This is a genomic window from Rathayibacter sp. YIM 133350 (assembly GCF_037404875.1).
GTDB lineage: Bacteria > Actinomycetota > Actinomycetes > Actinomycetales > Microbacteriaceae > Orlajensenia.
In genome coordinates, this window is record NZ_JBBELO010000015.1 from 45,625 (window position 1) to 62,023 (window position 16,399).

Consider the following 16,399-nt stretch of genomic DNA (forward strand, 5'->3'; position numbering starts at 1 on the left):
CGGCGGTCCGGGCCCTGCGCGGACGCGAACCTTACCACCATGCCGCCGTGGTATTATGGATGTTGCTGAAGGGATAACTATTCATGCTTTTCGAGGTCGGCGAAACCGTCGTTTACCCGCACCATGGTGCGGCAACCATCACCGAAGTCAAGACCAGGATCATCAAGGGCGAAGAGAAGGTCTACCTCAAGCTGAACGTCACCCAGGGTGATCTGACCATCGAGGTCCCCGCTGACAACGTCGACCTGGTCGGCGTTCGCGACGTGATCGGCAAGGAAGGCCTCGACCGCGTGTTCGAGGTTCTCCGGGCGCCGTTCACCGAGGAGCCGACCAACTGGTCGCGTCGCTACAAGGCGAACCTCGAGAAGCTCGCCTCCGGTGACGTCATCAAGGTCTCGGAGGTCGTGCGCGACCTCTGGCGTCGTGACCAGGACCGTGGCCTGTCGGCCGGCGAGAAGCGAATGCTCGCCAAGGCACGCCAGATCCTCATCTCCGAGCTCGCGCTCGCCGAGAAGACCGACGAGGAGAAGGCCTCCACCGTGCTCGACGAGGTCCTGGCCTCCTAGCGCGTCCGTCAGACGAGGGCGATGCCGTTGCGGCATCGCCCTCGTCGGCGTTTGGGTAGCCTGATGCCATGGATCAGCAGCCGGATGTCGCCGTCATCGTCGTCGCGGCCGGCAGTGGCACCCGGCTGGGCGCCGGGCAGCCGAAGGCCTACGTGCACCTGGCGGGCTGGCCGATGCTCGCCCACACTCTCACCCGCGTGTTCGGCATGGCCGAGCCCGCGCAGGTGATCGTGGTGGCGCCAGAGGCGAAGGTCTACGAGACCCGGCAGCTGCTCGAACTCGTGGCGGGCCGGTCCGAGGGGGCCATCGACGTCGTGACCGGCGGGTCCACCCGTCAGGAGTCCGTCGAGCGCGGGCTCGCCGTGCTCGCTCCCTCCGTGACCACGGTGCTCGTGCACGACGCCGCTCGCGCACTCACGCCGAGCGCGCAATTCGATCGCGTCGTGGCAGAGGTGCGCGCATCCGGCGACGGCGTCATCCCTGGCCTGCCGGTCGCCGACACCGTCAAGCGCGTCGCCGACGGCACCGTGGTGGAGACCGTCGATCGCTCCCAGCTCTCGGCTGTGCAGACGCCGCAGGGCTTCCCGCGCGACGTGCTCGAGCGGGCCTATGCGCAGGCCGGTCACGAGGCGACGGATGACGCGGGCCTCGTCGCCGCCATCGGCCACCCGGTGCGTGTCGTGCCCGGCGATGAGCGCGCCTTCAAGATCACCACGCCGTGGGACCTGAACCGCGCCGAGTTGCTGCTGGGACCAGACTGGGACGTGCAGCAGAGCACGAGCCGTGTCGGTACGGGCATGGACGCGCACGCGTTCAGCGACGACCCCTCGGTGCCGCTGTGGGTCGCAGGGCTGCACTGGCCGGAGCAGGTCGGCCTCTCGGGCCACAGCGATGGCGACGTCGCCAGCCATGCCCTCTGCGATGCGATTCTCGCGGCAGCCGGCCTCGGCGATCTGGGGCTCGTGTTCGGCACCTCCGATCCGGGGCTGGCCGGAGCACATGGCGACGTGTTCCTGCGCGAGTGCGTCGCGCGCGCGGCCGAAGCCGGCTTCGCGGTGCGCAACGCATCCGTGCAGGTGATCGGCAACCGTCCGAAGATCGGCCGGCGCCGCGCAGAGGCCGAGCGGGTGCTGAGCGAGGCCGTCGGTGCGCCCGTGAGCGTCTCGGCCACGACGACGGATGGGCTGGGCTTCACCGGGCGAGGAGAGGGCATCGCAGCGATCGCAACGGCCTTCCTGGTGCCGGCGTCGGAGGCATCGCTCCTGCCCCCGCTCCCTCCGCCCGTCTGACTCTCTGCCCCCGTCCGACTCAGCGAGTCGGCGGACCACGCGCCCGACATGCCGCGGCGCATGCGACAACGCGTGTCGCTCGCGACGTCCGCAGACTCGCCGCGCTTCCGCGCCCACCGCGCCCGCGGAATCCGCCGCATCCACAGTTCAGGCCGCCGGTACGCTGGGGTCGTGCGACTCTACGACTCCAAGGCCCAGGCGCTGCGTGACTTCGTCCCGATCACCGAGGGACAGGTCGGTTTGTACGTCTGCGGTCCCACCGTGCAGTCCAGCCCCCACATCGGCCACCTCCGGAGTGCCCTCGCGTACGACCTGCTCCGCCGCTGGCTCAGCTATCGCGGGTTCGACGTCACCTTCGTGCGCAACGTCACCGACATCGACGACAAGATCCTGGCTGGCGTGGCCGGGGATGCCGAGCCGTGGTGGGCGCTCGCCTACCGCATCGAGCTCGAGTTCACCGCCGGATACCAGCGCCTCGGCATCCTCGCGCCGACCTACGAACCGCGGGCGACGGCATCCGTCACCGAGATGCAGCACCTGATCGGCGAGCTCATCGAGCGCGGTCACGCCTACCCCGCCGACGACGGATCTGGCGACGTCTACTTCGACACCGGCAGCTGGTCCGCCTACGGCGAGCTCACCCGACAGAGTCGCGACAACATGGAGGCGGCGACGGATGCCGACCCCCGTGGCAAGCGCGACCCGCGCGACTTCGCGCTCTGGAAGGGCCGCAAGGACGACGAGCCCGAGTCGGCAGCGTGGCGTTCTCCGTGGGGTCCGGGCCGCCCCGGGTGGCATATCGAATGCTCCGCCATGTCGGAGCGCTACCTCGGAGCCAACTTCGACATCCACGGAGGCGGCCTCGACCTGCGCTTCCCGCACCACGAGAACGAGCTCGCCCAGTCCACCGCGGCGGGGCGTGCCTTCGCCAACTACTGGGTGCACAACGGCCTCGTGCGCATCGGCGGCCAGAAGATGTCGAAGTCGCTCGGCAACTCGGTGTACGCCTCCGAACTGCTCGCCGCGGCGAGCCCCCTCGCCATCCGGTACCTGCTCGGTGCCGCCCACTACCGGTCGACGCTGGACTACAGCCCGTCCGGCCTCGAGGAGGCGCAGGCCGCCGTTGACCGCATCGACGGGTTCCTCCGCCGCACGCAGCGGCGCCTGGCTGACACCCGGTTCGCCGGGCAGGGCGTCGAGGTGATCCCCGACGCGTTCGCGGCGGCCATGGACGACGACCTCGGTGTTCCGCAGGCGCTGGCGGTGCTGCACGACGCCGTGCGTGCAGGCAACGCGGCCCTGGACGGCGAAGACCTGGCGGCAGCGGCATCCATCCGCGGCACCGTGCTCGCCATGACGAGCGTGCTCGGCATCAACCCGCTCGCGCCCGAGTGGCGATCCGAGGATGCAGGACCCGCACAGCGGGCGCTTGATATGCTCGTCGGTCGGCTGCTTTCCAGCCGCACCCTCGCGCGCCAGCAGAAGAACTGGGCGGAGGCCGATCGCATCCGTGAGGAACTCACGGCGGCGGGCGTCAGCATCGAAGACACCCCGACGGGTGCGCATTGGAGTCTTGAAACATGAAGTCGAACAGCGGCAAGGCGCGCTCGGGCGCGGTGCGTAAGGCGAGCAAGGGCAAGCAGGTCGGCTCGGGAGGCCAGGGGAGGCAGGCGCTCGAGGGCAAGAAGCCCACCCCCAAGGCCGAGGACCGTCCCTACCACCCCGCCGGCAAGCGCAAGGCGGCGCAGGAGCGCTACATCGCTGCAGGCGGTTCGCGTGGTCGCCGTCCCGGAGCAAGTGGCGGCAACAGCGGCGGCGACTCGCGCCCCCAGGGCCGGAGCAAGCCCAAGGGCGAGGAGGCCGAGATCGTGACCGGCCGCAACAGTGTCGTCGAGGCGCTGCGCGCGCGCATCCCCGCCACGGCCCTCTACGTCGCCGCCCGGGTGGAGATGGACGAGCGGATGAAGGAGATCCTCTCGATCGCCAACCACCGCGACATCCCCATCCTCGAGGTGATGCGCCCCGAGCTCGACCGTCTCGCCGGCCGGGACGCCGTGCACCAGGGCGTCGCGATCAAGGTGCCGCCGTACGACTACGCGCACCCCATCGACCTGCTGGAAGAGGTCATCGGCCGTGGCGAGACGCCGCTGTTCGTCGCTCTCGACGGCATCACCGACCCGCGCAACCTCGGCGCGATCATCCGCTCGACGGCGGCCTTCGGCGGCCACGGCGTCATCATCCCGCAGCGACGCTCGGTCGGCCTGACCGCCTCGGCGTGGAAGACCTCGGCCGGAGCGGCGGCCCGCACGCCCGTCGCCATGGCCGCGAACCTCACCCAGACGCTCAAGGCGCTCAAGGAGGCCGGCGTCTTCGTGCTCGGCCTGGATGGCGGCGGAGACGTCTCGCTTCCCGGCCTCGCGCTCGCCGACCGTCCCGTCGTGGTCGTCGTGGGCAGCGAGGGCAAGGGCCTCTCGCGCCTGGTCACCGACACGTGCGACGCGGTGGTGTCGATCCCGATCTCCTCGAACACCGAGTCGCTGAACGCGGGCATCGCCGCATCCGTCACCCTGTACGAGATCTCGAAGCTGCGCGCCGCCGCCGTCTGAGATCCTGCTCGACTTGCCACCTTTTGCGGGTTCCGGGCGCCCGGAACCCGCAAGAAGTGGCAAGTCGGCGAGGGTGTGGGCTCAGACCTTGAGGCGCCAGTCCTCGTCGGTGTCGGCGTCGGCAGCCGGATCGGCCAGCGCGTCAGCGTCGACGACGCTGATCGCGGCGGTGAAGGCCCCGGTCGGCGGGTCGATCATGGTCGCCTCGTCGCGCCGATGGCGCAGCACGTTGTTGATGTACGAGGTCATGGCCTCGGCCAGCGGGATGTCGTGGCCGGCCCCCTGGGCGAGGAACCACCGGTGCTCGAGCAGTTGGTGGAACACCTCGGCCGGCTCGAGCTTGCCCCGCAGGTCGGCCGGGATGGCACGCACGACGGGCTCGAACACCCGGGCCAGCCACTCGTGGGCCACCATCTCCTCGTCGAAGTCGTCCTTCTTGTAGCTGGCGCGATACGAGTCCAGGTCGTTCAGCAGACGACGGGCCTGGTTCTCCTCGGCGTCCAGGCCGGTCAGCCGCAGCAGTCGGCGCTGATGGTGACCGGCGTCGACGACCTTCGGCTGGATGCGCACGGTCGAACCCGCGTCGGTGGTCTTGATCGCGAGCTCCTCGATGTCGAAACCCAGCTTGTTGAGCCGGTCGACGCGCTCGTTGATGCGCCAGCGCTCGGACGAGGCGAAGGACTCCGAGCCCGTCAGCTCCTTCCAAAGGTTGCGGTAGGCGTCGACGATGCCGTCCGAGATGCGCACGGGGTCCAGTTCGTCGGCGACCCGACCGCCGGCCTCGAGGTCGAGCAGTTCCCCGGCGATGTTGACGCGCGCGATCTCGAGGTCGTTCTCGCGCTGGCCGTTCGAGAGCCCCCCGGAGTAGAGCTGGCCGGTCTCGGCGTCGACGAGGTAGGCGGCGAAGGCGCCGGCGTCGCGCCGGAAGAGCGTGTTCGAGAGCGAGACGTCGCCCCAGAAGAACCCGATGACGTGCAGGCGCACGAGCAGCACCGCGAGTGCGTCCACGAGCCGGGTCGCGGTGTCGGGGCGCAGGGTCTGCGAGAACAGCGCCCGGTAGGGCAGCGAGAACTTCAGGTGCCGGGTCACGAGTGCGGGAGGCAGGGGGTCGCCCTCCCCATCCGTCCGGTTCATGACGACGGCCACGGGATCCACGCACGGAACCTCGAGGCGCTGCAGGGTGCGCAGCATCTCGTACTCGCCCTTCGCCATGACCTCGGTCGTCTCCTTGACGGCGATGACATGCCCCGAGAGGTGGGCGAAGCGCACGAGGTGGCGCGAGATGCCCTTGGGGAGGGCGGCGATGTGCTCGCTGGACCAGTCCTCGAGCGGCACGTCCCACGGCAGGTCGAGCAGGGCCGGGTCGGCGGTGGCGGAGGTGATGGTCAGTCCAGGCATGATCTTCCGATGCTACCGCTGGGTGAAAGAGAACCGGCCGGCCGGAGCATGCGCTCCGACCGGCCGGTCGCCGTTCCTGAACGCCTAGTGGGCGATCGGGGTGTTGATGAGGCGAGCGCCGCTCTCGGCGTCGAACACGTGCGTGTGGCCGGGCAGCGGAGACAGCCAGACCTTCTCGCCCGCGTTCGGGTGGATGCGACCGTCGACACGCGCCACCAGGTCGGTGCGCTTGCCCTCGATCGTCGAGTGGCCGTAGAGGTAGCCGTCGGCGCCGAGTTCCTCGACGAGGTCGACGTCGACCTCGAGGCCGGTGCCCGGGGTCGTCGAGACGGTGATGTCCTCGGGGCGAACGCCCACGGTCACGGTGTTGCCGGTCGCGGATGCGATGGCGTCACGGGCGACCGGAACCAGGGCACTGCCGAACTTGACGCCGTCCTCGGTGTAGTCCGCCGTGAACAGGTTCATGGCGGGGCTGCCGATGAAGCCGGCGACGAACACGTTGTTCGGCTGCTCGTACAGGTCGCGCGGGGTGCCCACCTGCTGCAGCACGCCGTCCTTGAGCACGGCGATGCGGTCGCCCATGGTGAGCGCCTCGGTCTGGTCGTGGGTCACGTAGACCGTGGTGACGCCGAGACGACGCTGCAGCGACGCGATCTGGGTGCGGGTCTGCACGCGCAGCTTCGCGTCGAGGTTCGACAGCGGCTCATCCATGAGGAACACCTGGGGCTGACGCACGATGGCGCGGCCCATGGCGACGCGCTGACGCTGGCCACCCGAGAGGGCCTTCGGCTTGCGGCTGAGGTAGGGCTCGAGGTCGAGCAGCTTGGCCGCCTCCAGAACGCGGGCCGCACGCTCGTCCTTGCCGACGCCGGCGATCTTGAGCGCGAAGCCCATGTTCTCGGCGACGGTCATGTGCGGGTACAGCGCGTAGTTCTGGAAGACCATGGCGATGTCACGGTCCTTCGGGGGAACGTCGGTGACGTTGCGGTCGCCGATGAAGATGTTGCCCTCGTTGACCTCTTCGAGTCCGGCGAGCATCCGCAGCGACGTGGACTTGCCACATCCGGAGGGGCCGACCAGAACGAGGAATTCGCCGTCAGCGACCTGCAGGTCCAGCTGATCGACAGCGGGGCGGGTGCCGCCCGGGTAAAGGCGCGTTGCCTTATCGAAAGTGACGGATGCCATTGTGTTCTCCTTCACCGGCAGGTACGTGCCGGACGATCCGTAGTGAATGGATGTGGTGGTCGCCATCGATCGACGGTGACCGAGTGTCAGTATTGCATGCCGACAGCGCATCGACGAATCCTCAGGTACGGCCCGCGCAGCGCGCACGGATCATGCGTAGAAACGCCGTCCAGGCAGCGTTTGGTCATTTCACAGACACCCGGCCTACTATCTTGACTGCGTTTGCTCGTGCACCTGCACGTGCACGAGGCGCTATCCCTTACGTGCGAGCGAGGATCGATGACCCACGGGAATGAACCCCGTCCCAGCAAGAACCAACGGCGCGAAGCGGCCCGTGAGAAGGCCCGCCAGCTGCGTGAGGAACAGAAGAAGAAGGAGCGGCGCAACAGGGTGCTGTTGCAGTCCGGCATCGCCGTCGTGGTGCTGGCGATCGTGGCCATCGTCGTGCTCGTCATCGTGCAGTCGGTGAAGCCGGCCGGGCCGGGGCCGAAGAACATGGCCAGCGACGGCATCCTCATCGGCGAGGGCCTGAAGGCCGTGCAGACGCCGGCGATCGCGGCGGGAAGCACCCCCACGCCCTCTGTACCGGATGAGACGGGCAACGTCGCCAACATCCGTATGTACGTCGACTACCTGTGCCCCTACTGCAACCAGTTCGAGAGCACGAACTCGGCTCAGATGGAGCAGTGGCTGAACGACGGAGCCGCGACGGTCGAGATCCACCCGATCAACCTGCTCGAGGGCCGTTCGCTCGGCACGAAGTACTCGTTACGCGCAGCGAACGCGGCGGCGTGTGTGGCGAACTACTCGCCCAACGACTTCTGGGCCTTCAACACGGCGATGTACGCCAACCAGCCGCAGGAGAACACGGCCGGCCCGTCCGACCAAGAGATGATCAAGGTCATCAAGGATGCCGGAGTCGGCTCGATGAGCAAGATCGAGTCGTGTGTGAAGGGCAAGGACTTCAACGCCTGGGTGAATGCCGCGACCGACCGGGCGGTGAACGAACCGCTGCCGAACTCCGATGTGAAGGAGTTCAAGGGAACCCCGACCGTCATCGTCAACGGCAAGTCGTACTCCGGCTCGCTGACCGACCCCAAGGAGTTCAGCTCGTTCGTGCTGCAGGCCGCGGGCGAGACGTACTCGACGTCGACCCCCACCCCCACGCCGACACCGGCGGGCTGATCACTCGGGCTAGGATTGCAGACCGAGGCTTCGGCCTTCGCCGGCTTGGCGCAATTGGTAGCGCAACGCTCTTGTAAAGCGTAGGTTGCGGGTTCGAGTCCCGCAGCCGGCCCTGCGGGCGACGCCCGTGCAGACCACGCAGAACGGCCCGGTTCCTTACGAGAAACCGGGCCGTTTGCGTCTGCAGGCACCCCGTCCCGGGCTGCGTCGACGTCGGCGCGCGCGACCGCCCAACAACCATCCCGCAAAAACGGTGGGTGCCCCGGCGCCGATCCCGCAGAAATGGTGGGTCCGGGGGAGGTGAGACCCGCAATTACTGCGTTCTCGGCGCGAGCCGAGTCGACTCCGCAGAAGTGGTGGGTCCGCCGAGTCGAGCCCGCAGAAACGGTGGTTGGCTCGCGTCCATCCCGCAGAAACGGTGGGTGCTGGCAGCGTGACACCCGCAATTACTGCGTTCTCGTCGAGGAGAGGTGGTGGCTCGCGCACATCCTGCTGTCGGGATGCGGGCGGGATGGGCTCCGTAGAAGCGCGAACGGCTAGTCGAGTCCGCAGGATTGGTGGGTGCCCCCCAACCGAGCCCGCAGAAATGGAGGGTGCGGGCGGCCTGACACCCGCAGTTACTGCGTGTTCGGTGGAACCGGACCCGCAACTACTGCGTGTTCGGGGGATGGGGCCCGCAGCGAGCGCGCGCTCAGCTCTCCGGCGTGAAGTTCAGCGCGATCGAGTTCATGCAGTAGCGGTCGCCGGTGGGCGTTCCGAAGCCGTCGGGGAACACGTGCCCGAGGTGGGAGCCGCAGTTCGCGCAGCGCACCTCCGTGCGCACCATGCCGAGCGAGTCGTCCTCGATGAGCTGCACGGCCTCGGGGCGTACCGACTCGTAGAAGCTCGGCCAGCCGCATCCGGAGTCGAACTTGGTGCCGCTCTTGAACAGCTCCGCTCCGCAGGCGCCGCAGGTGTAGATGCCCGCTCGCTCCTCGTCCAGCAGCTCGCCCGTCCAGGGACGCTCGGTCGCGGCCTCGCGCAGCACGGCGAACCTGTCGCTGCCGAGCTCCTGGCGCCACTGGTCGTCGCTCTTCGAAACCTCGTAGTCCATGACATCTCCTCCGTATGAATCCTACGGGCCGCATCGGCGGCCCCTCTCGTACCGAACCGCCGAGCGGCCTTCGATGTTCCTCGCGGGCCGCTGCCTAGGATGAGGCGACGAGGGAGGGGCATGGGACTGAGCGCGCGAGACGAGGCCATTCTGGAATTCGAACGCACCTGGTGGGCCCATGCCGGGGCGAAGGAGCAGGCGATCCGCACGGAGTTCGGCCTGTCGGCGGCCCGGTACTATCAGTTGCTGGGCGCGCTGATCGATTCTCCGATCGCGCTCGCCCACGATCCGATGCTCATCAAGCGACTGCAGCGGATGCGCGACGCACGTGCAGCGGCGCGCTCGCGGCGCTCGCTCTGAGCCCGACCAGACCGGACGAGTATGGCCACCTCCACTCCCAAAGACCGCTTCGATGAGTTCCCCAACGATCTCGAACGTGTCGGAGCACACCGCGCGCCCCGGCGGCGCGGGCGCGGCTGGGTGGTCCTCGGGTGGGCGGCGCTGGCCACGGTCGTGCTCATCGTCATCGGCGCCGTCGGCATCCTCTGGCTCAACAACGGGCTCGACATCGAGACCCCCCTCACCACGTCTTCGGCGACGCCGACGGCATCCGGGGCGCCTGCTGCAGCGCCGACGACGGATCCGAGCGTGAGCGTGACCGTGCTCAACGGCACCACGACCGAGGGGCTGGCCGGCACCGTCGCCGACATCCTGCGCGGACAGGGCTGGAACGTGGGCGCGACCTCGAACGCCGACTCGAGCGACATCGCCAAGACCCGGGTCTACTACGCCGACGCGGGGCTCGAGGGCGCCGCCCGCGGTGCAGCGGCCGCCCTGCCCGGCGCAGACGTCGCGCTCTCACAGGACTTCGCCCAGACGGGCGCGCAGCTCGTCGTCGTCATCGGAACCGACTACTCGCCCCCGGCGGCCTGATCCGCCTCAGAACGACGGAAATCGCACCGGAAACGCACGGACGCGTCCGTTTGTGTCGAATCGTTGCCATTCCGCGATAAAAACCCGCCTTCGGGCTCTTGTCGTTCGACACAGCTTCAGTAGTATCTGGGATTGGTCGATCATTTGGCCGTGTGATAACGCTCCTGTCGGGGCTGCAGCACCCGGCACGATGGGCGCAGTTCACTGCGACAGGCCCGGTACAGGCATTTGGGCAGGTGCTGCGAGTTTCACAGCAATGGGAGCAACGTATGGCGAACGGAACCGTCAAGTGGTTCAACGCTGAAAAGGGCTACGGGTTCATCACGGTCGACGGTGGGGGACAGGACGTCTTCGTCCACTACTCCGCCATCGACATGGCAGGGTACAAGGTTCTCGAAGAAGGCCAGCAGGTGGTCTTCGAGGTCGGTACCGGGAACAAGGGTCCGCAGGCCGAGTCGGTACGACTCGCCTGATCAGTGACTATCGCTGACGCCGTCCGCACACCGCGGGCGGCGTTGGTGTTTGTGGCGGGAGGTCGCATGCCACGGTTCGCCGCAGCGGGGATGCTCGTAGCGCTCGGGGTGCTCCTCGCCGGGTGCACGGGCGGGGCTCCCTCGGTCACCGCGACACCTCCTCCGAGCGGGTCCGCGTACGTCTCCGACTATTCGCCACCGGCGGCGACCCAGCTGGCACCCCTGCGCGGCACCACGGTTCCCGCCGGAAGCCTCGCGCATCCCTCGCTCGCCGCCAAGATCGACAACCATGTCGGAGCCCGTCCGCAGGTGGGCCTCGAGCGCACCGACATCGTCTTCGAGGAGCTCGTCGAAGGCGGACTCACCCGCTACGTCGCACTCTGGCACTCCGACATCCCCGACCTCATCGGCCCGGTGCGCTCCATCCGGCCCATGGACCCCGACATCATCACGCCCTTCGGCGGCATCGTGGCGTACTCCGGCGGCCAGGAGCAGTTCGTGGCCATGATGCAGGCCACCCCGGTGCTGAACGTGGTGTTCGATTACGACGACACCGGCCTGTTCTACCGCGACGACGTGCACGATTCGCCGCACGACGTCATCCTGCACGCCAAGGATGCCGTCGACCGGCACTCCGACCTCGCCCCGCCTGCCCAGCAGTTCGCGTACTCGACGGATGCCGCCACGTCGACCGCGGCGCAGGACGGCGCGGCGACCGCGTCGATCAACGCCGTCTTCTCCGACGAGCGCTTTCCGAGCTTCTCCTGGGACGACGAGCACGACTACTGGCTCCGGTCGCAGGAGGGCGCGCCCGACGTCGACTCGAACGGCGATCAGCTGCACGCCGTCAACGTCGTCACCCTGCGCGTGGGCATCGACTGGCGCTACGGCGAAGTGCCGAAGACGGTCATGGTCGGCGGGGGAGAGGCGTGGTTCTCCACGGGCGGCAAGACCCTGCACGGCACCTGGTCGAAGGCCGACCAGGCCGCCGGCATCCGCCTTGCTGACGAGAACGGCACGACCGTACGGCTGGCGCCGGGCAACACCTGGATCGAACTCGTGCCGACCGACGGCGGAAGCGTGGCCTTCGGCTGAGAGCCTCCCTGCACCGGCTTGCACTCGCATGCTCCGAGTGCCAGAATCGGATTAGCACTCGTCTGAATCGAGTGCTAACAAACGCATCTTTGAAACGTCCGGGAAGGGACGAGAATCACACATGGCAAAGATCATTGCTTTCAACGAGGAGGCCCGTCGTGGCCTTGAGCGCGGTCTGAACACGCTCGCCGACGCCGTCAAGGTGACCCTTGGCCCGCGCGGTCGCAACGTTGTGCTCGAGAAGAAGTGGGGCGCCCCCACCATCACGAACGATGGCGTCTCCATCGCCAAGGAGATCGAACTCGACGACCCGTACGAGAAGATCGGCGCAGAGCTGGTCAAGGAGGTCGCCAAGAAGACGGACGACGTCGCCGGTGACGGCACCACGACCTCGGTCGTGCTCGCCCAGGCGCTGGTTCGCGAGGGCCTGCGCAACGTCGCAGCCGGTGCAGACCCGATCAGCCTGAAGAAGGGCATCGAGAAGGCCGTCGCCGCCGTCGAGGCCGAGCTCATCGCCAACGCGAAGGAGATCGAGACCAAGGAGGAGATCGCCGCCACCGCTTCGATCTCCGCCGCCGACGAGCAGATCGGCGCCATCATCGCCGAGGCCATCGACAAGGTGGGCAAGGAGGGCGTCGTCACCGTCGAGGAGTCGAACACCTTCGGCACCGAGCTCGAGCTCACCGAGGGCATGCGCTTCGACAAGGGCTACCTGTCGGCGTACTTCGTGACCGACCAGGAGCGCCAGGAGGCGGTCTTCGAAGACCCCTACATCCTCATCGTGAACTCCAAGGTCTCGAACATCAAGGACCTGCTCCCCATCGTCGACAAGGTCATCCAGACCGGCAAGCAGCTGCTCATCATCGCCGAGGACGTCGAGGGCGAGGCCCTGGCCACCCTCATCGTCAACAAGGTGCGTGGCATCTTCAAGTCGGTCGCCGTCAAGGCCCCCGGCTTCGGCGACCGCCGCAAGGCGCAGCTGCAGGACATCGCCATCCTCACCGGTGGCCAGGTCATCAGCGAGGAGCTCGGCCTCAAGCTCGAGAACGTCACCATCGACCTGCTCGGACAGGCTCGCAAGGTCGTCATCACCAAGGATGAGACCACGATCGTCGAAGGCGCCGGCGAGCCCGACGCCATCGCCGGCCGCGTCGCGCAGATCCGTGCGGAGATCGAGAACACCGACTCCGACTACGACCGCGAGAAGCTGCAGGAGCGTCTCGCGAAGCTGGCCGGCGGCGTTGCCGTCATCAAGGCCGGCGCCGCGACCGAGGTCGAGCTCAAGGAGCGCAAGCACCGCATCGAGGACGCCGTTCGCAACGCGAAGGCCGCCGTCGAGGAGGGCATCGTCGCCGGTGGTGGCGTCGCCCTGATCCAGGCCGGCAAGATCGCCTTCGACAAGCTGCAGCTCACGGGCGACGAGTCGACCGGTGCGAACATCGTCAAGGTCGCCATCGAGGCTCCGCTCAAGCAGATCGCCCTCAACGCCGGCCTCGAGCCGGGCGTCGTGGCCGACCGCGTGAAGGGCCTGCCCGTCGGACACGGCCTCAACGCCGCGACCGGCGAGTACGTCGACATGCTCGCTGCCGGCATCAACGACCCGGTGAAGGTCACCCGCTCGGCTCTGCTCAACGCAGCGTCGATCGCCGGCCTGTTCCTCACCACCGAGGCCGTCGTCGCCGACAAGCCCGAGAAGAACGCCGCTCCGGTCGGCGACCCGACCGGCGGCATGGACTTCTAAGTCCGCTTCGACAGGCTCAGCGACCCGGTTGAGCTCAGCGACCGGTTGAGCTCAGCGACCGGCTGAACACGACAGAGGGCGTCTCCCGCAGGGGAGGCGCCCTTTGCGTTGTCTCGGCGTCTGCCCTGACACGCGGGTGCTCGGCGTCGCCGCCGCGATCAGAGCGCGACGAAGACCAGCAGCCCGATCAGCGCGAGTTGCCCGAGGGCTCGGGGGATGAGCGGAACCGCGATGCGGCCGAAGCGCTCGGGATGGGCCGCCGCGTAGGCATTGGCGGGGAAGACGGCGACGAGGAAGAGGCACAGCGCGATCGCCGCGGGCGTCCGGAGCACGGGCACCAGGAGTCCCACGGCGCCTGCGGCCTCGCAGAGTCCCGTCAGGCGCACGAGCGATCGGCCCGAGAGCAGCCCGGTGCCCTTCATCGCCGGTGGGATGATCGCGGCCATTCCCCGAGCCGTGCTCGGCACGAAGTGCAGCACGCTCATGGCGGCGAAGGCGATGGCGAGCACGACGGCGACGATCGTGCGGGCGGTCTCGACGCCGGTCATGGAATCCTGTCTGTCCTGGCGCCCCAGGAAAGGCCGCTCCGACGACACTGCCATATTCTGGGCGCACCCCGATCCACGACCCCGCGCCATCGGTCGCCTCGCGACGATCGCGCCAACGCATCAGCGGCCGAACAGACTCAGGTTGGCCTGCTCCGTCTCCGCATACTGCCGCCCGGCATTGCCGAGCGCAGCGGCGATGGACGTCAGGCTCTCCTCCACGCGCTGCTGGGTGCCGCGCCAATCGGTGACCACCGACTGGAAGGCGACGGCGGCAGCGCCGCCCCATGAGCCCTGCAGGTTGGTCAATTGCGCGAGGAGGCCGGCGACCTCCGAACGGATGCGCTCGATCGATCCGTTCACAGAGGTGGTGGCGTTCAGCACGGCGTCGCTGTCGACGTTGAAGGATGTCATGCCTGCACGCTAGGCGCAGTCCGCGCCGCCGAACGCGGTGGGATGCGGTGGTGACCAAACCAGCGGCATCCGACCGCGCTGTGAGGGAGTGCTCAGGCCTCCGGGCTCGCCGAGGGTGCGGCGAAGGACTGCGGCACCAGCGGCTGGGGCGCGGCGACGGACCCCGCGAGCGGCAGCCAGACCCGGAACGTCGCACCGCCGCCGGGCGTCTCGACGACGTCGACCGTGCCGTTGTGAGCCGCCACGATCGATGAGACGATCGCGAGGCCGAGTCCGCTTCCGCCGGTCTCGCGCGTGCGCGAGGTATCGGCACGCCAGAACCGCTGGAAGATCTTCTCGCGGATCTGCGGCGGGATGCCCTCGCCATGATCGATCACCGAGAGGATGGCGCGATCTGTGGCGCGGTCGATGACGACACCGATCTCGATCGGCGAGCCGTCGGGCGAGAAACGCAGCGCGTTGCCGAGCAGGTTGGTCAGCACCTGGCGGATCTTGTTCTCCTCGGCGAGCACGACCGCCGGCTGGGGCTGGTCGACGGAGCCGATCGCCGCCGCGACGATGTTGCCCGAGGCGACGGCCTGCGAGTCGACGTGACGGTAGCGCCGCCCTCGCAGGCGGGCGATCGTCGCTCCGGCCAGCGCAATCGGACGCGTCGCGGGAACGGTGGCCGCCGAGGTGCGTGCCGGCTTCTTCGACGCCGAGGCGGACGCCGACGTCGAGGATGCCGTGAGCGGCACCGCCGGGGGACTGACGAGCTCATCGGCCGAGGCGGGAACGACCACCGTGATGGCGCGGTCGGGCTGGGAGGCCATGGCGTCCAGAGCCGCGTCGCGCGCGAGCGGAACGAGGTCGACGGGGGCGAGGGCCAGCGGCTTTGCCTCATCGAGGCGGGCGAGCGAGAGCAAATCCTCCACGAGGCCGCTCATGCGAATGGCCTCCTTCTCGATGCGCTCCATGGCCTGGCCCACCTCGTCGGGCGTCTGCAGTGCGCCCATGCGGTAGAGCTCGGCGTAGCCGCGCACGGAGACGAGCGGGGTGCGCAATTCGTGACTGGCATCGCCCACGAAGCGGCGCATCTGCTCGATGGTGCGGGCGCGGTCCTTGAAGGCGCGGTCGATGCGGTTGAGCATCGTGTTCAGCGAGCGGTTGAGCCGGCCGACCTCGGTGTTGGGGGTGGCTCCGCCGAGACGCTGGCTGAAGTCGCCGTCGGCGATGGCTGCGGCCGTCCGTTCCACCTCGCGCAGCGGCGCGAAGGTCGTGGTCACGAGCATGCGGGTGATGAGGCCGCCGAGGATCACGACGCCGACCCCGAAGCCGAGGAAGATCGACAGGTAGGTCGCCATGATGTTGTCGGTCTCCTGCAGCGAGACGGCGACGAGGGCGGTGCCCATCTCGGTCTCGTCGATCGCCACCGGAACCACCATGGCGTGGAACTCGGTGCCGGCGGTGTCGTACAGGGTCACGATGGTGCCGCGCGCGGCATACGCGCTCTGCAGCGAGAGGGGCTTGGCGAGCACCGGCAGCTCGGACCGGTCGCGGCTCTCCCAGTTGTGGTCGATGAGGTCGCCGTCATGGCGGAAGACGGCCACGTAGTACTCGCTCGCGGCGGCGTCGGTGCGGATGCTCGTGATGCTCGATCCGTCCTGCTCGCCGAAGAATCGCGAGAGGTTGCCCTGTGCCACCGTCTGCAGCCGGGCATCCACCTGTTGCTCGACGTACTGGCGCAGCATGGCCATGGTTCCGATGCCCGAGACGAGCAGGCCGGCGGTGAGCATGAGCACCGTCACACCGGTGATCTTGGTACGCAGGGAGATGCGGTTCCACCGCTCGGAAAGTGACTCATGCATGGCTGTAGCAGCCTACGAACGCTGTCTGA

At 68.4% G+C, this 16,399-nt stretch carries 16 protein-coding genes and 1 tRNA gene; 11 read left to right on the plus strand and 6 right to left on the minus strand.

Annotation, left to right across the window (positions count from 1 at the left end; all coding sequences use genetic code 11):
• Nucleotides 1-83: 83 nt before the first annotated feature.
• The 4 genes from WDJ51_RS03550 (at nucleotide 84) to rlmB (ending at nucleotide 4,461) form a co-directional block, all read left to right on the plus strand.
• Nucleotides 84-566 (plus strand): CarD family transcriptional regulator, encoded by a 483-nt coding sequence (locus WDJ51_RS03550; RefSeq protein WP_337851056.1) that lies wholly within the window; start codon nucleotides 84-86, stop codon nucleotides 564-566.
• 68 nt (nucleotides 567-634) lie between these two features.
• Nucleotides 635-1,855, plus strand: a complete 1,221-nt coding sequence (gene ispD / locus WDJ51_RS03555; protein WP_337851057.1) for a 2-C-methyl-D-erythritol 4-phosphate cytidylyltransferase — start codon at nucleotides 635-637, stop codon at nucleotides 1,853-1,855.
• A gap of 171 nt (nucleotides 1,856-2,026) precedes the next feature.
• Nucleotides 2,027-3,439, plus strand: coding sequence for a cysteine--tRNA ligase (cysS, locus tag WDJ51_RS03560; RefSeq protein ID WP_337851058.1), 1,413 nt, complete (start codon nucleotides 2,027-2,029; stop codon nucleotides 3,437-3,439).
• Nucleotides 3,436-4,461 carry a 23S rRNA (guanosine(2251)-2'-O)-methyltransferase RlmB gene (gene rlmB / locus WDJ51_RS03565; RefSeq protein WP_337851059.1) on the plus strand — a complete coding sequence of 342 codons (1,026 nt, stop codon included), beginning with the start codon at nucleotides 3,436-3,438 and terminating at the stop codon, nucleotides 4,459-4,461. The genes cysS and rlmB overlap by 4 nt, the downstream gene beginning before the upstream one ends.
• Nucleotides 4,462-4,542: 81 nt before the next feature.
• Here rlmB and WDJ51_RS03570 read toward each other — a convergent pair whose 3' ends face one another.
• Together WDJ51_RS03570 and WDJ51_RS03575 are read right to left on the minus strand one after the other, a co-directional pair.
• Nucleotides 4,543-5,859, minus strand: coding sequence for a DUF4032 domain-containing protein (locus tag WDJ51_RS03570; protein ID WP_337851060.1), 1,317 nt, complete (start codon nucleotides 5,857-5,859; stop codon nucleotides 4,543-4,545).
• An 84-nt stretch (nucleotides 5,860-5,943) separates the two neighbouring features.
• Nucleotides 5,944-7,044, minus strand: a complete 1,101-nt coding sequence (locus tag WDJ51_RS03575) for an ABC transporter ATP-binding protein (RefSeq protein WP_337851088.1) — start codon at nucleotides 7,042-7,044, stop codon at nucleotides 5,944-5,946.
• A gap of 279 nt (nucleotides 7,045-7,323) precedes the next feature.
• Here WDJ51_RS03575 and WDJ51_RS03580 point away from each other — a divergent pair, with 279 nt between their 5' ends.
• Complete coding sequence (locus WDJ51_RS03580; RefSeq protein WP_337851061.1) at nucleotides 7,324-8,229, plus strand: DsbA family protein; 906 nt, start codon at nucleotides 7,324-7,326, stop codon at nucleotides 8,227-8,229.
• Between the two features lie 39 nt (nucleotides 8,230-8,268).
• Nucleotides 8,269-8,341, plus strand: a tRNA-Thr gene (locus tag WDJ51_RS03585).
• Nucleotides 8,342-8,920: 579 nt separating this feature from the next.
• On the opposite strand, the gene msrB is transcribed toward WDJ51_RS03585, so the two are convergent.
• Nucleotides 8,921-9,322 (minus strand): peptide-methionine (R)-S-oxide reductase MsrB, encoded by a 402-nt coding sequence (gene msrB, locus WDJ51_RS03590; RefSeq protein WP_337851062.1) that lies wholly within the window; start codon nucleotides 9,320-9,322, stop codon nucleotides 8,921-8,923.
• Nucleotides 9,323-9,421: 99 nt separating this feature from the next.
• On the opposite strand from msrB, the gene WDJ51_RS03595 reads away from it, so the two are divergent.
• The 5 genes from WDJ51_RS03595 to groL all read left to right on the plus strand — a co-directional run bounded on the left by WDJ51_RS03595 (nucleotide 9,422) and on the right by groL (nucleotide 13,564).
• Complete coding sequence (locus tag WDJ51_RS03595; protein ID WP_337851063.1) at nucleotides 9,422-9,682, plus strand: DUF3263 domain-containing protein; 261 nt, start codon at nucleotides 9,422-9,424, stop codon at nucleotides 9,680-9,682.
• 21 nt (nucleotides 9,683-9,703) lie between these two features.
• A complete protein-coding gene (locus WDJ51_RS03600; protein WP_337851064.1) occupies nucleotides 9,704-10,255 on the plus strand; it encodes a LytR C-terminal domain-containing protein in 552 nt (183 codons plus the stop codon).
• A 269-nt stretch (nucleotides 10,256-10,524) separates the two neighbouring features.
• Nucleotides 10,525-10,728 carry a cold-shock protein gene (locus WDJ51_RS03605; RefSeq protein ID WP_055820931.1) on the plus strand — a complete coding sequence of 68 codons (204 nt, stop codon included), beginning with the start codon at nucleotides 10,525-10,527 and terminating at the stop codon, nucleotides 10,726-10,728.
• Between the two features lie 66 nt (nucleotides 10,729-10,794).
• On the plus strand, nucleotides 10,795-11,823 hold the full coding sequence (locus WDJ51_RS03610; protein WP_337851065.1) for a DUF3048 domain-containing protein: 1,029 nt from the start codon (nucleotides 10,795-10,797) through the stop codon (nucleotides 11,821-11,823).
• A gap of 121 nt (nucleotides 11,824-11,944) precedes the next feature.
• Nucleotides 11,945-13,564: a chaperonin GroEL gene (gene groL, locus WDJ51_RS03615; protein ID WP_337851066.1), complete on the plus strand. Its 1,620-nt coding sequence runs from the start codon at nucleotides 11,945-11,947 to the stop codon at nucleotides 13,562-13,564.
• 158 nt (nucleotides 13,565-13,722) lie between these two features.
• Here groL and WDJ51_RS03620 read toward each other — a convergent pair whose 3' ends face one another.
• From WDJ51_RS03620 to WDJ51_RS03630, 3 genes are all read right to left on the minus strand, one after another.
• Nucleotides 13,723-14,112, minus strand: a complete 390-nt coding sequence (locus WDJ51_RS03620) for a DoxX family protein (RefSeq protein ID WP_337851067.1) — start codon at nucleotides 14,110-14,112, stop codon at nucleotides 13,723-13,725.
• Between the two features lie 120 nt (nucleotides 14,113-14,232).
• Complete coding sequence (locus WDJ51_RS03625; protein WP_337851068.1) at nucleotides 14,233-14,523, minus strand: WXG100 family type VII secretion target; 291 nt, start codon at nucleotides 14,521-14,523, stop codon at nucleotides 14,233-14,235.
• Between the two features lie 92 nt (nucleotides 14,524-14,615).
• Nucleotides 14,616-16,370, minus strand: coding sequence for a sensor histidine kinase (locus WDJ51_RS03630; RefSeq protein ID WP_337851069.1), 1,755 nt, complete (start codon nucleotides 16,368-16,370; stop codon nucleotides 14,616-14,618).
• Nucleotides 16,371-16,399: the final 29 nt, after the last annotated feature.